The 16,630-nt window shown below is 47.5% G+C and carries 21 protein-coding genes; 14 read left to right on the top strand and 7 right to left on the bottom strand.

Going from position 1 to position 16,630, the window contains the following annotated elements:
• Positions 1–8: 8 nt before the first annotated feature.
• The 5 genes from gmhA (at position 9) to ccoS (ending at position 4,329) form a co-directional block, all read left to right on the top strand.
• The gene (gmhA, locus tag M0P91_RS09340) at positions 9–596 is read left to right on the top strand and encodes a D-sedoheptulose 7-phosphate isomerase (protein WP_295066534.1); all 588 of its coding nucleotides are present in this window, start codon (positions 9–11) and stop codon (positions 594–596) included.
• A gap of 108 nt (positions 597–704) precedes the next feature.
• Positions 705–1,214, top strand: coding sequence for a D-glycero-beta-D-manno-heptose 1,7-bisphosphate 7-phosphatase (gene gmhB, locus M0P91_RS09345; RefSeq protein ID WP_295066536.1), 510 nt, complete (start codon positions 705–707; stop codon positions 1,212–1,214).
• Positions 1,208–1,687, top strand: a complete 480-nt coding sequence (locus tag M0P91_RS09350; protein ID WP_295066538.1) for an asparaginase domain-containing protein — start codon at positions 1,208–1,210, stop codon at positions 1,685–1,687. The genes gmhB and M0P91_RS09350 overlap by 7 nt, the downstream gene beginning before the upstream one ends.
• Positions 1,680–4,073, top strand: a complete 2,394-nt coding sequence (locus M0P91_RS09355; RefSeq protein ID WP_295066539.1) for a heavy metal translocating P-type ATPase — start codon at positions 1,680–1,682, stop codon at positions 4,071–4,073. Before M0P91_RS09350 ends, M0P91_RS09355 begins: the two co-directional genes overlap by 8 nt.
• Positions 4,074–4,107: 34 nt before the next feature.
• Positions 4,108–4,329: a cbb3-type cytochrome oxidase assembly protein CcoS gene (gene ccoS, locus M0P91_RS09360; protein WP_295066541.1), complete on the top strand. Its 222-nt coding sequence runs from the start codon at positions 4,108–4,110 to the stop codon at positions 4,327–4,329.
• Between the two features lie 125 nt (positions 4,330–4,454).
• Here the strand turns inward: ccoS and M0P91_RS09365 are convergent, their stop codons facing one another.
• Complete coding sequence (locus M0P91_RS09365) at positions 4,455–4,751, bottom strand: c-type cytochrome (protein WP_295066543.1); 297 nt, start codon at positions 4,749–4,751, stop codon at positions 4,455–4,457.
• A gap of 123 nt (positions 4,752–4,874) precedes the next feature.
• Here M0P91_RS09365 and rfaD point away from each other — a divergent pair, with 123 nt between their 5' ends.
• Genes rfaD through M0P91_RS09380 form a run of 3 tightly spaced genes read left to right on the top strand, consistent with a single transcriptional unit; the run spans position 4,875 to position 7,908 of the window.
• Positions 4,875–5,885, top strand: coding sequence for an ADP-glyceromanno-heptose 6-epimerase (gene rfaD / locus M0P91_RS09370; RefSeq protein ID WP_295066544.1), 1,011 nt, complete (start codon positions 4,875–4,877; stop codon positions 5,883–5,885).
• Complete coding sequence (rfaE1, locus tag M0P91_RS09375) at positions 5,882–7,321, top strand: D-glycero-beta-D-manno-heptose-7-phosphate kinase (protein ID WP_295066546.1); 1,440 nt, start codon at positions 5,882–5,884, stop codon at positions 7,319–7,321. Before rfaD ends, rfaE1 begins: the two co-directional genes overlap by 4 nt.
• Entirely contained in the window at positions 7,315–7,908 is a 594-nt protein-coding gene (locus M0P91_RS09380) for a YfaZ family outer membrane protein (protein WP_295066548.1), read from the top strand. Before rfaE1 ends, M0P91_RS09380 begins: the two co-directional genes overlap by 7 nt.
• A gap of 14 nt (positions 7,909–7,922) precedes the next feature.
• On the opposite strand, the gene waaF is transcribed toward M0P91_RS09380, so the two are convergent.
• Entirely contained in the window at positions 7,923–8,888 is a 966-nt protein-coding gene (gene waaF, locus M0P91_RS09385; RefSeq protein ID WP_295066549.1) for a lipopolysaccharide heptosyltransferase II, read from the bottom strand.
• Positions 8,885–10,060 carry a glycosyl hydrolase gene (locus tag M0P91_RS09390; RefSeq protein ID WP_295066550.1) on the bottom strand — a complete coding sequence of 392 codons (1,176 nt, stop codon included), beginning with the start codon at positions 10,058–10,060 and terminating at the stop codon, positions 8,885–8,887. The genes waaF and M0P91_RS09390 overlap by 4 nt, the downstream gene beginning before the upstream one ends.
• 66 nt (positions 10,061–10,126) lie before the next feature.
• Between M0P91_RS09390 and M0P91_RS09395 the strand changes: the two genes are divergently transcribed.
• Positions 10,127–11,098 (top strand): glycosyltransferase family 9 protein, encoded by a 972-nt coding sequence (locus tag M0P91_RS09395; protein ID WP_295066552.1) that lies wholly within the window; start codon positions 10,127–10,129, stop codon positions 11,096–11,098.
• Here M0P91_RS09395 and M0P91_RS09400 read toward each other — a convergent pair.
• The 4 genes from M0P91_RS09400 to M0P91_RS09415 are packed head-to-tail and all read right to left on the bottom strand — an operon-like array spanning position 11,058 to position 12,481.
• Positions 11,058–11,315, bottom strand: a complete 258-nt coding sequence (locus M0P91_RS09400) for a hypothetical protein (RefSeq protein ID WP_295066554.1) — start codon at positions 11,313–11,315, stop codon at positions 11,058–11,060. The genes M0P91_RS09395 and M0P91_RS09400 overlap by 41 nt on opposite strands.
• A 23-nt stretch (positions 11,316–11,338) precedes the next feature.
• Complete coding sequence (locus M0P91_RS09405; protein ID WP_295066556.1) at positions 11,339–11,824, bottom strand: hypothetical protein; 486 nt, start codon at positions 11,822–11,824, stop codon at positions 11,339–11,341.
• Positions 11,821–12,249 carry a PIN domain-containing protein gene (locus tag M0P91_RS09410; RefSeq protein ID WP_295066557.1) on the bottom strand — a complete coding sequence of 143 codons (429 nt, stop codon included), beginning with the start codon at positions 12,247–12,249 and terminating at the stop codon, positions 11,821–11,823. The genes M0P91_RS09405 and M0P91_RS09410 overlap by 4 nt, the downstream gene beginning before the upstream one ends.
• Positions 12,242–12,481, bottom strand: a complete 240-nt coding sequence (locus M0P91_RS09415) for a hypothetical protein (protein ID WP_295066559.1) — start codon at positions 12,479–12,481, stop codon at positions 12,242–12,244. Before M0P91_RS09415 ends, M0P91_RS09410 begins: the two co-directional genes overlap by 8 nt.
• Positions 12,482–12,583: 102 nt before the next feature.
• On the opposite strand from M0P91_RS09415, the gene M0P91_RS09420 reads away from it, so the two are divergent.
• Genes M0P91_RS09420 through M0P91_RS09440 form a run of 5 tightly spaced genes read left to right on the top strand, consistent with a single transcriptional unit; the run spans position 12,584 to position 16,590 of the window.
• Positions 12,584–13,321, top strand: coding sequence for a polysaccharide deacetylase family protein (locus tag M0P91_RS09420; protein ID WP_295066561.1), 738 nt, complete (start codon positions 12,584–12,586; stop codon positions 13,319–13,321).
• Positions 13,322–14,080 carry a glycosyltransferase family 2 protein gene (locus M0P91_RS09425; protein WP_295066563.1) on the top strand — a complete coding sequence of 253 codons (759 nt, stop codon included), beginning with the start codon at positions 13,322–13,324 and terminating at the stop codon, positions 14,078–14,080.
• Between the two features lie 28 nt (positions 14,081–14,108).
• Complete coding sequence (locus M0P91_RS09430; RefSeq protein ID WP_295066565.1) at positions 14,109–14,666, top strand: Uma2 family endonuclease; 558 nt, start codon at positions 14,109–14,111, stop codon at positions 14,664–14,666.
• Between the two features lie 2 nt (positions 14,667–14,668).
• Positions 14,669–15,787 carry a glycosyltransferase family 4 protein gene (locus M0P91_RS09435; RefSeq protein WP_295066566.1) on the top strand — a complete coding sequence of 373 codons (1,119 nt, stop codon included), beginning with the start codon at positions 14,669–14,671 and terminating at the stop codon, positions 15,785–15,787.
• Positions 15,772–16,590, top strand: coding sequence for a glycosyltransferase (locus M0P91_RS09440; protein ID WP_295066568.1), 819 nt, complete (start codon positions 15,772–15,774; stop codon positions 16,588–16,590). The genes M0P91_RS09435 and M0P91_RS09440 overlap by 16 nt, the downstream gene beginning before the upstream one ends.
• Positions 16,591–16,630 lie beyond the last annotated feature (40 nt).

Genomic DNA, 16,630 nt, shown 5'->3' on the forward strand with positions numbered 1-16,630 from the left:
GGGAAATCATGGAACGTTATATTCGAGCACAGATTGCCGATTCGGCAGCAACCAAACAGGCAATTTTGGAAAATGAAGCGCTGATCAACGTGATTATGAAGGTTGCAAAAGCGTGCGTCGAGGTGTACCGCAACGGTAAGAAGACCCTTTTGGCCGGTAACGGCGGCTCAGCAGCCGATGCACAACACATTGCGGCGGAATTGGTTGGGCGCTACGGATTTGACCGCCCCTCACTTCCGTCGCTTGCATTGACGACCGATACCTCCAATCTTACCGCTATCGGTAACGATTACGGCTATGAGAAAGTCTTTTCCCGTCAGCTGGAGGGGATGGCTCAGGAAGGGGATCTCTTTATCGGTATTTCGACGTCGGGGAATTCGCAAAATGTGATCAATGCGTTTGAATCGGCGAAAGATCGGGGAGTCACGACCGTTGCACTTGTCGGGCGCGACGGCGGAAAAATGGGAGAGATGGCCGATTATGCGATCATCATCCCCTCCAATGCGACGCCGCGTATTCAAGAGTCGCATATTTTGATCGGTCATATCCTCTGCGATATCATCGAAAAAGAGCTTTTCGGCGGCGGAGTGGCATGATGAGCACATTGTGTTCGTATTTATCTGCCTCGACAGAGGCAAGCTTCAGTGCCACAGCGGCTAGCGTAGCCGAGCGGGGCTTTGCCCTGCTGGCGTTTTAAAATAATAATGCAAAAAGCATTATTTTTGGATCGTGACGGAGTCGTCAATGTTGAGAAAAATTATCTTCATAAGATAGAAGATTTTGAATTGATGGAGGGGATCGTCGACGTTTGCCGCCTTTACCAAAATCAAGGATACCTGATTATTATTGTCACGAATCAGTCGGGGATTGCGCGCGGGTATTATTCGGAAGAGGATTTTAAACGTCTTAGCGAATGGATGGTGGGCTATTTCAAAGCGTTGGGGATCAGGATTTCTCATATCTATCACTGCCCTCATCATGAGAGTATCGACGGTGCGTGCGAATGCCGAAAACCGGAACCGGGGATGTTTTTAACGGCACAAAAGCAGTACGATCTGGATATGAATCTTTCCGTCATGATCGGAGACAATGAACGGGATATTGAAGCGGCTATCCGTGCAGGAGTGGGACATAATCTCCTTTTGTCCGAAACGGCAACACACTCGAATGGCGATCGGATCGTTCGCAGCCTAAAGGAGTTGCTGGAATGGTGATTCTCAATACCGGCGGCACCTTTAATAAACGGTATGATCCGATTTCGGGGGAGCTTTTTGTCCCTGCCGATAATGGGGCGATTGAAGCGATTTGCCGTGTATTGGCAATTTCTATCGATATCCGGGGGATTATCCATAAAGACTCTTTGGAGATGGATGAAGCCGATCGCGCGTTGTTGTGCGATACGATCCGGCAATCGGCGCAAGAGCGTATCGTTGTCGTCCACGGTACCGATACGATGGGATTAAGTGCGGCGGCCGTTGCGGCGGCCGGTTTGGATAAAACGGTGGTTTTTACCGGAGCGATGGTTCCGTTTTCGATCGATCCGATCGAGGCGACCGCCAATCTGGCCATGGCCATGGGGTATGCCCAGAGTGTTTCAGGGGGTGTATCCATCGTTATGCAAGGGGTGATGGGTCCGTATGATCGGGTGAAAAAAAATCGGAAATTGGGGAAGTTTGAGTATGTCTAAAGTCAAATGCGATCACTGTCATCTTGAATTTAGGGATGAAATCATGATCCATGACGGTGAATACCGTTTTTGCTGTAACGGCTGTCAGGGAATTTTTCATCTTCTTAAAGATGAGGGGTTGGAGAGTTTTTATTCCAAAATAGGGGATACGACCCTCTCTCCGCCGAGCGAAGCGTATGAAGCGAGCAGCAATTTCGACACCCAGGCTTTTCATCAACGCTTTGTAACCACGACCAAACAGGGGCTTTCGCAAGTATCGCTGGTGATTGAGGGGATCCATTGTGCGGCATGCGTCTGGTTGAATGAAAAAGCCCTCCATCGAATGGAGGGGGTAATCGAAGCCCATATCAATTATACGAACAATAAAGCCCGTATCAGCTGGGATCCTGAGACGGTAAAACTCTCTGCCATCATCGATATGATCCGGGCTATCGGGTATAACGCGTTCCCTTACGATGCCTCACTTCAAGAGGTACGCGCCAATAAAGAGCGTAAAGAGTATTATCTGCGCATGGCGGTGGCGACGTTTGCCACGATGAATATGATGTGGATTGCGGTTGCCCAGTATGCGGGATATTTTACGGGGATCACCCAAGAGATCAAGACGATTTTAAATGTTGCGGAATGGGTGTTGGCGACACCGGTCCTCTTTTACAGCGGATGGGTTTTTTATCGCGGGGCCTATTACGGATTGCGTAATAAAGCGGTGACGATGGATCTGCTGGTCGTGACGGGATCGAGTCTGGCCTATCTTTATTCCATCTATATTACACTGTTCGAAAAAGGGGAAGCCTATTTCGATTCGGTTGCGATGATTATCACTTTTGTCCTATTCGGAAAATTTTTAGAGGTGCTGAGTCGAAAAAATGCGGCCGACACCCTTGATATTATCGGCAAGCACATTCCGGGCGAAGTGAGTGTGATTGAGGGGGAAAATATCCGCCAGATCAATGTCAATGATGTCAAAGTCGGAGATCTTATTTTAATCCGGACCGGTGAAAAAGCGGCCATTGACGGTGAGGTGATATCCGGAGAGGGAAGTTTTGATGAGTCCAATCTGACGGGAGAGTCAGAGCCGATCTTCAAGCGCTCCGGTGATTCGATTATCAGCGGTACGACGAGTATCGATGCTCTGCTGCACTACCACGCGACCAAAGATTTTACCCACTCGACGTTATCGACGCTGGTGAACCTGCTTGAAAATTCGATGAGCAATAAGCCCCGGATCGAACAGCTTGCCAACCGCCTTTCGCAACATTTCTCATCAACGATCCTTTTTCTGGCTGTTGCGACCTTTTGGTCGTGGTATTTCTGGCCGCACAGTTTTGACCGTTCGTTGATGGTGGGGATATCGGTGATTATCATTGCCTGCCCGTGCGCCCTTGCCTTGGCCACTCCGGTTGCGACATTGGTAGGGCTCACTCTGGGAGCCAAGCGGGGGATTCTGTTCAAATCGGCGGCACAGATCGAAACGATGGCCAAAGCGACGATGGTGGTGTTGGATAAAACGGGTACGATTACGCAGGGGCGTCCCGAAGTGGTCCGTGCCACTTATGAAGCACCGTTTGAACGTTCGCTTCTCCTCTCTTTGGTCCAATCATCCCATCATCCTGTGAGCCGTGGCGTCAGTGATTACCTCCAAAGTTCGGAAGAAAATCTTTCATGCGGTGTTATTGAAGAGGCAAACGAGATTCCGGCGAGGGGGATTGTCGGACGTGCCAACGGGGTGATGATCGCAGGGGGGAATGCTCTGCTGATGGAAGATATGGGGATTGATGTCGATTCTTCTACGGATAAAAGTGTTTTCTATTACGCGGTAGAGGGAAAACTGGTTGCCGTATTTGAACTGAGGGATTTACCGAAATCGGGTTCCGCCGAGGCGATTCACACCCTTAAAGCAAGCGGCTTACGGGTCGTTATGCTGACCGGAGATCACCAATCGGCTGCAACGCGCGTAGCGCAGGAGGTGGGAATCGATGAACTCTACGCCCATCTCACCCCGCAGGATAAAGCAGCTTATGTGAGCCGTTTTCATGAAGAGGGGCACATTGTCGTGATGGGGGGAGATGGGGTCAATGACCTTTTAGCCCTTGCAAACGCCGATATCGCCATTGCGATGGGGAGCGGGAGCGATATCGCGATCGAGGTCTCGGACGTGGTATTGCTCAACGATTCGTTGACGTCGCTTGCGGAAGCGCATGCGATCAGTCACCGAACGTACCGATTGATCAAACAAAATTTGGGGATTTCGCTCCTGTACAATACGATTACGATACCACTTGCGATGATGGGGGCGATTATCCCCCTGATCGCGGCTATTTCGATGTCGTTTAGCTCACTTCTGGTTGTCGGTAACTCGATGCGCAGCCGGTGGATGTATAAATAAAAAGTTAAAATCATGGTGGTATAAAGGATTATAAATGGAGAGTTGGGTTGTTGCTATGATGTTGGGGGCATCGCTCTTTTTGGGCGGTATTGCATTGGCGGCATTTTTGTGGGGAATCAAGAACGGTCAATTTGACGATGAGAAGAAGATGATGAATCAGGTGATGTACGATGATGAAGCGGAACTCAATGATGCGGCACGGCTGCAACGTAAACGGGAAGCTTCGGAACAGAAAAAAGAGTATCGACCGGAATAAAAAAAAGAAGTTAAAAAAAGGTGAGAGATTAATCAAAGTACGGTTTACTGTACGTGAGCTTCGCGCTGAGCGAAACACAGCGTTAGCGTAGCCAAAGGGATGTGTATCCCTTTGGCGTTTAAAACTTACTTGATTCCTGCAATGTAAGCAGCAGCAGCTTTAATATCAGCATCTGACATTGCAGCAACTTGCCCTTTCATCAATGCGCCCATACCGGCTTTGTTAAGTGTACCTGCTTTGTAACCGTTCAAAGAAGCTTCGATAGCTGAAGCCGATTGACCTTTAACGATTGCAGATTTACCAAGAGCCGCTTTTTCGAAGCTAGCACCGTGACACGCAGCACATTTAGCAGTAAGAGCTTTACCATCCGCTGCCATCATAGATACACCTGCGAATAGCATTGCAAGAGCGATTTTTTTCATTCATTTTCTCCATTAAAAAATTTGATAAGAATTATAGTCCTATCAATCTTAAAGGATACTAACAGTGTTTCGCTTAATCATTGCTCTGTTACAATAATGGACTCTAAAAGCGAAGGAGAATCTATGCGCTACAGCGACGTTGATTTAAATCATAAAACCATCCTTATCACCGGAGGGGGAGGATTTATCGGCTCGAACCTTGCATTCTATTTTCAGAAACATTATCCGGATGCCCGTGTTGTGGTTTTGGATCTGTTCCGTTCGAACCTTACCCTCTCCAACGGTAACCTCAAAAGTTTCGGTCATTTTAAAAATCTGATCGGCTTTAACGGTGAGGTGATCAGCGGGGATATCAACGATCAAACCCTTTTGGCTAAACTGTCCGCACACTATAAATTTGACTACATTTTTCATGAAGCGGCCATTTCGGACACGACGGCATTGGAACAGGATTTGATGATCCAAACGAATGTCAATGCTTTTAAAGATCTCCTCGATATCGCTGTTGCACACGGGGCCAATATGATTTATGCGTCGTCCGGGGCAACCTATGGAGACGCCCCCTCACCGCAGAGGGTAGGATGCGAAGCGCCGCAAAACGTGTATGGATTTTCGAAATTGATGATGGATCATCTGGCGCGTCAGTACGCTCAAAAACATGATTCTATTTCGATTGTCGGTTTACGTTATTTTAACGTGTACGGTCCGAGAGAGTTTTTCAAAAACAAAACGGCGTCGATGGTGGTACAGTTTGGCCATCAGCTCCTTGCGGGCAAACATCCGAAACTTTTTGAGAACTCCGATAAAATTCTTCGAGATTTCATCTACATAGAGGATATTGTTCAAGCCAATGTGTTGGCGATGCATCCGAAAGAATCGGGAGTCTTTAACGTCGGGACGGGAAAAGCCCGATCGTTTCAGTCGATGGTCGATATTCTCCAAAAAGAGCTGGGGACCGCTTTTGCGTGCGAATACATCCCGAATCCGTTCATCGGACGCTATCAATTCCATACGGAAGCCGATATCGAATCGACAAAAGCAGCATTAGATTATTCACCCTGTTTTGAATTTGAAGCGGGAATTGCCGCGTATGTTCCGGAAATTAAACGTCTTTTTGAACAGGAACTTTCATGAAGCGGCTCCACAACAGCCATCCTCACATCCTTGTGATCGGCGATTTGATGATCGACCATTATCTGTGGGGGGGGTGTGAACGGATATCTCCCGAAGCTCCCGTGCAGGTGGTCGATATTGCGCGCGAAACAAGCGTCCTCGGCGGTGCGGGGAATGTGATCAATAATCTTATCACTCTGGGTGCGCGTGTCAGCGTTGCGGGGGTGATCGGAGACGATGAAAACGGTCGGGAATTGGGTGGAATGCTTGAGGCCATCGGCATTAAACGAGAAGGACTGATCGCACAGAAAGGGCGTAAAACATCCAAAAAAAGCCGGATTATCGCTTCAAATCAGCAAATACTCCGTTACGATAAAGAGTCCAAAGATGCTATTGGGGATGCAAGTGCGGAGGCGATTGTGAAGTACGTCGGTAGTATTATCGGTACCTGTGACATGGTTATCCTCTCCGATTACGGCAAAGGGGTGTTGACCGATGCGGTTGCGCAAGGGATCATCACCGTCTCCAAGGCTGCCGGGAAAAAAGTGCTTGTTGACCCTAAGGGGAAAGATTACTCCAAATATCGCGGTGCCTATCTCCTGACGCCGAATAAAAAAGAGGCTTCCGAAGCGACGGGAATTGCGATTAAAGACGAAGCCTCCCTGCATGAAGCGCTGCTGCTTTTAAAAGAGAGATGCGATCTGGAGTGCTCGATGATTACCCTTTCCGAAGACGGGATTGCTCTCTACGATGAGACGATGCGCCGTTTTCCGACCGTTGCGAAAGAGGTTTTTGATGTGACCGGTGCCGGGGATACGGTGATCGCTTCGCTCTCATTTGCCCTTAGCAGCGGTTTTTCCATGGATGAGGCGGCTCCGTTTGCCAACCATGCCGCTGCCGTGGTTGTCGGTAAAATCGGATCGGCGACGGTAACTCTTGATGAAATTGATGCTTACGCATCGAGTCTTCATCAAAGCAGTTCGGATGCCCATATCAAATCCCAAGCCGAGATCGTAGCGATCTCTGAACGGCTAAAGGGGGAGGGGAAGCGGGTCGTTTTTACCAACGGATGTTTTGATATCCTCCATGTCGGACACGTCAAATACCTCCAAGAGGCAAAAAGCTACGGAGACGTGCTGATCGTCGGGCTCAATTCGGACGCTTCGGTACGAGAACTCAAGGGACCGACCCGACCCGTCAATCCTGAAGCCGATCGTGCCTATATCCTTGCCGCGTTGGAGGCGGTCGATTATGTGGTCCTCTTTAGTGACGAAACACCGCATGATTTGATTCAGAGTATCGCTCCCGACACCCTGGTCAAGGGGGGGGATTACGAAGGAAAAACGGTGGTTGGAGCGGAATTTGCTAAGGAGCTCCGATTGGTGCAGTTTGTGGAGGGGAAAAGTACTACCTCGACGATTGCACGGATTAATGATTCAAAAGGGACACAATGTTAAAAAAAGTAATTTTAGCCACGATACTAAGCAGCACGATTGCTTCTGCGCATCAACTTGAGGCCAATGTCAATAGCAGAGACGTTGAGGGGCAGATTCGTCTCGATATGGGACGTATGGGGAACAGCACGGAGTTGGGGACGACGTTCGTCGGGGCCCGTTTCTTGAGCGGCGATAATAATAACAGTAAAACGATTGCCGATCCAAGCCCGTTGATGGAGATCTCATTTATGGTTCAACGGCCGGTACGCGGGGTCGATGGGTTAAAGCTGGGGCTTGGGGTCAAGGGGGAATATACTAAATTTGACGGCAATACCTATGCGGCGATGCCTCTGGGGATGGAGGGAGAACTGCGTTTACCGCTGAATACCCCGTTTCCGTTCTATTTGGGGGGAGCGTTTTATTACGCCCCTTCGGTTGTCACGTTTCAAAACGGGAATGCGTATATGGAGACACGGCTTCATGTTGATGCTGAGCCGATTGAAAACGGACGGATCGAAGTGGGATACCGTAAGATCGATACTGATCTGAAAAATCGCAATGTCGTTTATAACGATGCGTGGTATTTCGGGCTAAGACTCGATTTTTAACCTACAACCCTGCCTCATTTGAGGCAGATTTTTTCTGCTGCTTCGATCACTTCATCCGCTCTAATACTCTTCATACACTCGTGATGTTTCAAGGGGCATTCGCGCTTCATGCACGGGGCACACTCCATATCGTGACGGACAATAACGCTTTTTTCATTGTGCCACTGCGACGTTTCGAGGTGGCGGGTCGGGCCGAAAATGGCGACGGTCGGAACCTGATAGGCCGCCGCAACGTGCATCGGGCCGCTGTCGTTCGTGATGAAGAGATCCAGCCCCCCAAGCATGGAACACAACTCCCGTACCGATGTTTTTCCGGCCATGTTGGAAAGAGCGATCCCCTCCAGACGCGACTGGATATCGTTGGCCATCTCTACTTCATTCGGTCCGCCGAAGATGACGATATCGTAGCGATCGGCGAAAAAACGGGCCACTTCGGCAAATTTTTCGGGGTACCACCGTTTGGCGCTTCCGTAGGTCGCCCCCGGGTTAATTCCGAGGGTCGGGCGATCGTATCGATGAGGCGGAAGATGAAGCTTTAGATTGTCGATAACGAGAGGGGTAGGGGTGAGGCTCTGGGCGATGTCACGATACTGTTCTACCAGATGGGAGGGGTGGATTGGTTTGATGGCGTGTTTTAGCAAAAATGATGCGTGCCAACTGTGCCGTCCCGCTGTTATCGGGGTGCCGCTCCAAAAGAGCAGCAGCGAAGAGTGGAGCTGATTGCGGAATGTGATTGCCAGATCATGCGCTCCGAGTTCTTTGGCAAAGCGGTAGGTATTGACAAACCGATTTCCCCCTTTTTTCGTCTCATCGACATAATGGCGTCTGCATTGGGGGTGATGGTTCAGTGCTTCGACACTCACGAAGGATCCAACTAGGGTGAGTTCTGCATTCGGATAAACGGTGCACAGTGCTTCGATGGCAGGGGTCGCCATAACGGCGTCGCCGAGCCAGTTGGGGAGGAGAATCAAAATTTTCACGCTCTATCCTTATAGTGGTAGATAGGTGCAGAGGTCAGGTTCCAGGTGATGTGTAACGCTCCTCTTGGTGTGGAGCACCTAAGCAGATGGGTATCCGACGTGTGCCGGTAATCGACCAATGTCGCATCGCTCATATGGGAGAGCATGATTTTATACTCCTCATACGCCTTCCGCTTTCGGAGGATCTTTTCTCGATTATCGATCAGACCGTATCCCGGGGCGATGAGCTGATGCCAATAGAGACAGCTTACCTGCTGAGACGCAAACGCTAGGAGATGATAACGGACCATAAAAGAGGCATAATCCTCTTCACTGACACACTCATGTTCACTGGTAGGGGCATAGGGGGCCGTATGTTTGATCGGCCAGTTGGTTTCGGTGATAATGAGCTCGTTGGAGGTTTTCGGACTGAGTGTTATCAATGCGTTCAAGAGATTGATTTTTCCCATGAGATTAAAACCCATCTGGCTGTTTTCGGGGGCCCCTCGACGGTCAACATAGAGGAGGCTTCCTATCGCATCGAAGTGTATTTTTGCGAGATTGAAGAGGGTATGGGCGCTAAAGTGGTACTCAAAATCGATGACGTTGGAACCGATGAGTTTGAGGTGGGGAAACCGTGTTTGTTTCAGAGTGTACGCGACAGCGTAAAAATCAAGATATTCGTTGACACTGAAAAATCCCCATTTCGCACGGTTGATGGTAGAACCGATGATATAGGTATGGCATACCCCATCGAGTGCTTCGAAAATCTGAATAAAATGGTCTTTTGTCATACTCAATGACGTAATATGCTCTCGATCTTGCAGCAGTGCAACGGTGATGTGTAGGTTGGTAAAGCTTCGAATAAAGGTGACGTAGTCATTTAAACGATCCATCTCCCACAGCGGAATGCGGATCAGGAGTTTTTGGACACCCAGTTCCTCGATCAGGTAGGGGGTAGTGTTGGGTTCTTTGTCCAGATTGACCCCCATGCCGAAAAAATGTTCCCCCGTAATGGTACGCCGCCCTAGAAACGGCATTGCTATGAGAGCTATCGGCAACGTCATCAAGGCAATCAAAAAAGTTTTAATAAGGGAGGGGAGAGCACTGCGACGCATGGTACGTTTAAGCGCTTTGTCACGGATAATAGCGGGTTGATCGGAATAATAATCCCAGGCAAACGGTTGTTTCATAGGGAAATTGTACCTTGTTCTTACCTTCAATCGGGTAAAATGGGGAGATAATAACAAGGGACTTCAATGAATATTTTAGTGGTACGCAACGATAAAGTGGGGGATTTTATTACCGCACTTCCGACTCTTTATGTCCTAAAACACCATAACCCTGCTAACCGCATCATTGCTCTCGTGGCCCCCTTGAATCGAACATTAGCGGAATCGTGCGATTTTATCGATGAGGTGATCGTTGACAGCTCTGAAGATATTTTAGAGCTTGCTTTTAAAATCAAGCAAGCCCGTATCGATGCTTCGATCACCCTGTTTTCCAACACCCGTGTAGCCATTGCCCAATTCATTGCCCGTATCCCCATCCGTATCGCCCCTGCGACGAAAATCGCCCAAATCTTTTACAATCGCCGCATTATCCAACGCCGCAGTGAGGTAAAAATGGGGGAGTTTGAATACAATCTAGAACTTTCCAAAGCTCTTTTTCCCGATATCAGCCTCGATTTTCCGAAGCCGCTTTTGCATTTTGACGATACGGCTTACAAAGCGTTTTGCGAAACCTATTCCGTTGGGAAACCGGTTATTGCCTTTCATCCCGGCTTCGGAGGTTCATCGGATGCCAACTGGACACTGAGTGAATACATCGAGCTGGTCCGTATCGCAGAACAAAATGAGAATATTGATGTGGTAATGACGTTCGGTCCCGATGAAGAAAACCTTTATAATGAAGCTAAAGCTTTGTTGGATGAGAGCCGGGTAATTTTGTACCCTTCTCAAGGGAGTATCGCCCTTTTTGCGGCATTGTTAAGCCGGTTTGGCCTCTTTGTCAGTACGTCGACGGGGACGTATCATCTGGCAAGCGCGGTTGGGTGTGAGACGTTTACCTTTTTCGCCGATACCCTTTTTGCCTCGGCAGCGCGGTGGAAAAGCATTGGAGATGAGAGCAAACAGCACCCTTTTATGATTCCGCATGACCGGGCAGGGCGCTCACAGATGTTTGAGCAGGTCAAGCAGGAACTGAAAAATCGCCTTTCAAAAGGGCTTTAAACTTTTTTTTGAAATTTTTGGTTTGTTTGTTGGCTGTGTTGTGGCGCTGCATTTCGGCTATGGCGATCGCTTCGTCCAAACCGCTAAGCCGCGCGTATTCGCATCCCATGATTTCAAGCTCCTCATCGCTCGCCCACAGTTTATTGAAATTTTCACATCCCTCTAGCGGAGTGATCTCTCTAAATTCCATCCGATTGATATCGACGATGCTGAACACATAGCCGTTGTTTACACGTTTGATCAGGATATTGCCGGGGGAATAATCGAGATGCCATACCCCTTTTTGATGGAGTTCATACGTGTAAGCGGTAATGCTTTAAAGATCGCTTCACGCTCCTCAAGCGGTTCGAGGAGCGGGGTACGGATCGTAAAGTCGTAGTCGAAATACTCGGCGATAAAAAAGCTCTCTTTGAGTAAACCCGATTCATAAAATTCGATTAAAGCAATAGGTTCAGGGGTAGAGATGGTTAACTTTTTCAAGCGAAGCGCATTATGGTACGATTTGTACGCTTTGCTTTTTCGGAAAAAAGTATAAACGATACGGTTAAGCAGATGCGGTACTTTGAACGATTTGACGACCGTTTTGATCCCCTCTATCTCAATAATTTTTAGTTCATTGCGGGCTTTGTGGATAGAGTGATTATCGCCGGCAAAGATTTTTTGAATCGATTCAAAGGAGCTGGTGAGATACGTATATGGAAGTGGGGTGGTCAATGAAATTTTCATAATCCCAACCTTTTACAAAAGTGTTCACTGCTAAGGAGAAGAATGTCCGGACTCAAAAAGTTTTTATCATTGGAAACAATGCAATCGCATAAAGCTTTTTTGGCAAGAATGTATTGGATTGTGTCTTCCAAATCTTTAAAATCGCTGTTTTGAGCCATTAAATCACAGGTTTGTTCCACCTCGGTGTTGGAAAAATCAATTATTTTACAAAAACGATTGATTTTTGTAATTTCATTGAGCGCCCGCTTTTTGTCTTTTTTAGCACTAAGATAATAAACCGTTGTTACAATATCGCAACTTGTAAATACAGGAATTTCTTTCTCCAAACAAAAACGGATGAGAGCAGTACTTCTGTGATGCATAGGTCTTTGATCATCGATTGAGTCAATTAAGATATTAGCATCTAAAAAGATTCGTTTAAACATCCATTTGAGCTTTAATTTCTTGTATCGTTAGATTCCCAAATACCCCAGAAGCACTACCTACGATACTTTCAAAAGCCTCAATCCTCTTTTGCTTTGCAATTTCCTCATACCGTTCTTCGATCATTTCACTGATGGTTTTTGTCAATGAAAGTCCTTTGATACGAGCAATTTCTTCGAGATGGGCAATGACAGTGCTGTCAAAAACAAAATTTTTACGCAATGTAGCTGACATCTGTATTCCTTTATATGTAAATATTGTTATGTATTATAGCTGTAATTTCTAAAAAGGGGTAAATTTTGTATAATGAGTACTAAAGATTCTAGAAAGGGAATTATGATACCGGTTGTAATGTACCATCATATCAATAGTGATGATTTGCCGCTTTCCAATTCCGATACGATGATGGAGGAGCATTTGCGCCTGATAGCACAGCGGTATACGACGCTCTTTCCCGGAGAAAAGTCGGCCGCTCCCTCTCTCTGCCTGACGTTTGACGATGCCTATTTCGATTTTTATTATTACGTTTTTCCGCTTCTGAAAAAATTCAATCTGAAAGCCCTTTTAGCGGTTCCGACTTTTTTTATACGGGAGAGTACCGATCTGGAAGCGTCGCTGCGCCTCTCTCTTACCCATCATCAGATTTATGAAGGGGAGAACTATAAAACGTTTGCCCCTTTTTGTACCTATACCGAGTTGCGGGAGATGATCCAAAGCGGTCATGTTACCGTCGCTTCGCACTCCATGCATCACCGGAATCTGGCAGAAGCGGGGGTCGATTTGAAAGAGGAGATATTCGGTTCGAAAATTGTCCTTGAAGAGAAACTCGGCTACCGGGTCGAATCGTTCGTTTTGCCGTACGGGAAATACAACGATGCAGTAGTGGCGCTGGCTCGCGAACATTATCCGTACGTTTTTCGGATCGGCAATGCGATCAACCCATCATGGGAGGGGATCGGCGGTCTGATTTACCGGATTAAAGGGGATGGGTTGAAAACTCCGGGCACCCTGTTTTCTCCGATAAAACGGTTGGGATTTTGGTTTAAAATGATAGTTAAATGGATAAAAAGTTAAATGATGAACGTATCGGCGGTGATGATTGTTAAAAACGGAGCGCGGACGATCGGTAGAAGTCTGGAGAGTTTGCGAGAGTTTGATGATGTGGTCGTGTACGACAACGATTCGACCGACGCAACGGCGGTGATAGCCGGAGAGTTTTCGAACGTCCGTTTGATACCGGGGTATTTCGACGGGTTCGGGACAACAAAGAACCGAGCGGCAAGTTATGCCAAAAACGAGTGGGTATTGATTATCGACAGCGATGAAGTGGTCGATGAAACTCTTTTGCGTACCCTTCAGACCAAAGTGTTGGATCCCCATACGATCTATATCGTCAATTTCTTGGCCTTTTACAAAGAGATCCCGATCCGTCATTGCGGCTGGAACAACCAAAAAATCCGCCGCCTCTACAATAAAACGATCACCCGGTTTAACGACAATGCTGTCCACGAGAACATCATCGACGAGGGGATGAAAAAGGGACCGATCGAGGGGAATATGAAGCATTACAGCTATATGAGTATTTCCGATTTTATTGTCAAACTGGACCGCTATTCGACCCTTTTCGCAACCGATAACGTCGGAAAAAAATCCTCTTCACCCGCCAAAGCGTTTTTCAACGGCCTTTACTCTTTTTTCCGTACTTATATCCTCAAACGGGGATTTTTAGACGGATATGCGGGGTTGATCATCGCATTTTCCCATATGGCGACCAATTTTTATAAATACATTAAACTTTATGAAATGAACCGGGAAACCCAAAAGAGGGTATAATTTAGAATCAAAAATCAAAGGGGAATGCATGGGTGCCAGAGCCGATGAAGTGATACCGCATTACACTGAAAAAGAGTGGCGTGAATGGGACGGATCATGGGAGCTGATCGAAGGACAGCCCTATGCTATGGCACCGGCTCCTTATGTTAAGCATCAAGAGATCAGCGGCAACGTTTACACCTTTTTCAAAGAAAAGCTTCGTGATTGTCCGATGCGCTGTAAAACGCTTCTTCCGGTGGATTGGTATGTCGATGAGACGACCATCGTTCAGCCCGATGTGCTCATCGTGTGTGGTGAAAATATCGGCTCAAAAAAGCTTACGACGACACCGACCCTCGTGGTGGAAGTGCTCTCTTTTTCGACGGCATCTCGAGATCGAAAAGAGAAATTCAACCTCTATCAGCGTACAGGGGTCCAGTATTACCTCATTATTGATCCCTCAGCTAAAAAAGTTGAAGTTTATTTAAATGAGAATGGCACGTACCGTTTGATAGGAAATTTTAGTGAGGGAAGCGTACCTATTAATATTTTCGGGTGCGTTATGAATTTGAATATCGAGTGTGTATTTGAAGGGATTGAAGAGTAAATATGGCAACTAAAATCTGCGAACTCTGTCTCTCCCCCGATTTGGGCGGTTTGGAACTCTATATGATGCGGGCATCTCGCTATCTGGCGGATGAGGGGGATGAATGCATCAGCGTCATCAACGAAAAAGGGAAGCTCAAAAGCTATTATGAAAATACACCCTATCGCTATTTTACGTTGAAACGGCGCAAGGTCCTTTTTTCGTGGCTGAGTGCACGTACTTTGGCCCGTATCATCGATGAAGAGGCGATCGATATTCTCCATCTGCATTGGACGAAAGACATTCCCGTAGCCGTTATGGCGAAACTCCTCTCGAAGCGCAAGCCCAAAGTGGTGCAGTCGCGTCACATGACGATGACCCGGTTTAAAGATGATCTCTATCACCGTTTTTTGTACAAGAACGTCGATTTGATGCTGGCGGTGACCCATCAGGTCAAAAGGCAGATCGAAAAATTTATCCCCGCCGAAATCCGTCCTGCAACTGAGGTGCTCTATATCGGAGCCGAACAGCCGGCTATTATCGGTACGGAAGAGAGAAAAAAGCGTCGTGAAGAGTGGGGGCTGGCCGACTCCTTTACGGTAGGGATCGTCGGACGGATCGAACCGCAAAAAGGGCAATATCTTGTGATCGATGCGACGGAAAAACTGATTCATCAGGGGATTGATGCTTGTGCGCTGATTGTCGGCCATCCGATGAGTGAGGAGTACCTTCAGCTTCTCAAAAAAGATGTTGCAATGCGGGGATTGACGGATAGGGTACTTTTTACCGGCTTTACCCGTGAGGCACAGGTGATAATGCAACTGTGCGATGTGGTCGTATTGGCAACAGAAAATGAGACCTTTGGATTGGTGCTGATCGAGGCGATGATGTGCGGTGTATGCGTTTGTGCGAGTGACAGCGGAGGGCCGTTGGAGATCATTGATGAGGGCGTGAACGGGGTGCTGTTTAAAACCTTCAATTCGGACGATTTGGCCGATAAATTGGCAACACTGTATCGTACGGAAGGGCTTAGAGAGTACTATGCCGCCGAAGGAAAAAAGAAAGCACTGGCCGTATTTGAAAGCGAGAAGCAGTTTAAAGCGTTAAAAGAGGCTCTGGAGAATGTATGCGCGTCAGTGTGATTATAGCGGTTTATAAAGATAGTGAATCCCTCTCTTTGATTATCGATGCGCTTAAACGGCAGACCTATAAAAATTTCGAAGTGATTGTCGCCGAGGACGGTGAAAACAGTGAAATGAAAGCGTTTGTAGATTCCATTGAGGGGCTCGATGTCAGACATACGACGCAAGAAGATATCGGTGTCCGAAAAGCCCGTTCCCAAAACAACGGGATTATTGCCGGCAGCGGAGAGTACCTGATCTTCATCGACGGAGATTGCATCCCCTATACGACGTTTATCGAAGCGCATGCCACATTGGCACAGCGGCGAGTCGTCCTCTCGGGGAGACGGGTAAATCTCTCTGAAGTGCTGACCCGAAAAATTAAAAATCATGAACTCGACGTACTCGATATAGAGAAGCGGCTTTACAAATACATTGGTTTGGCATTTGAAAAAAATTCAAAATACGAGTACGGTATCTACCTCTCCCCGAGAGGATGGCTCTATCCGCTCCTCTCTAAGCTGCGCAAACGCAACACCTCTATATTGGGGTGCAACTTTTCGTGTTTTCGGGAGGATATGATCGCAATCAACGGATTTGACGAAGGGTACGGCGAAACGTCGCTGAGCGACGACACGGATCTGGATTGGCGATTCCGCGCTTGCGGATTGGAGATCAAATCGTGCAAAAATGTAGCTAACCAGTTTCATTTGTGGCATCCTTACAATGAGCGCGATATAGGCTCCTTTTATTGGGAAAAAATGGTTGAGAATCAAAAAGAAAACCGGTTTGTCTGTGAAAAAGGGCTAAACGATCATCGCTAAAGGGGATTTTGAGGGGAAATCGGTTGCGTGTTAGTGGAAA

Source organism: Sulfuricurvum sp., from assembly GCF_023229695.1.
In the GTDB taxonomy this organism is placed as follows: domain Bacteria; phylum Campylobacterota; class Campylobacteria; order Campylobacterales; family Sulfurimonadaceae; genus Sulfuricurvum.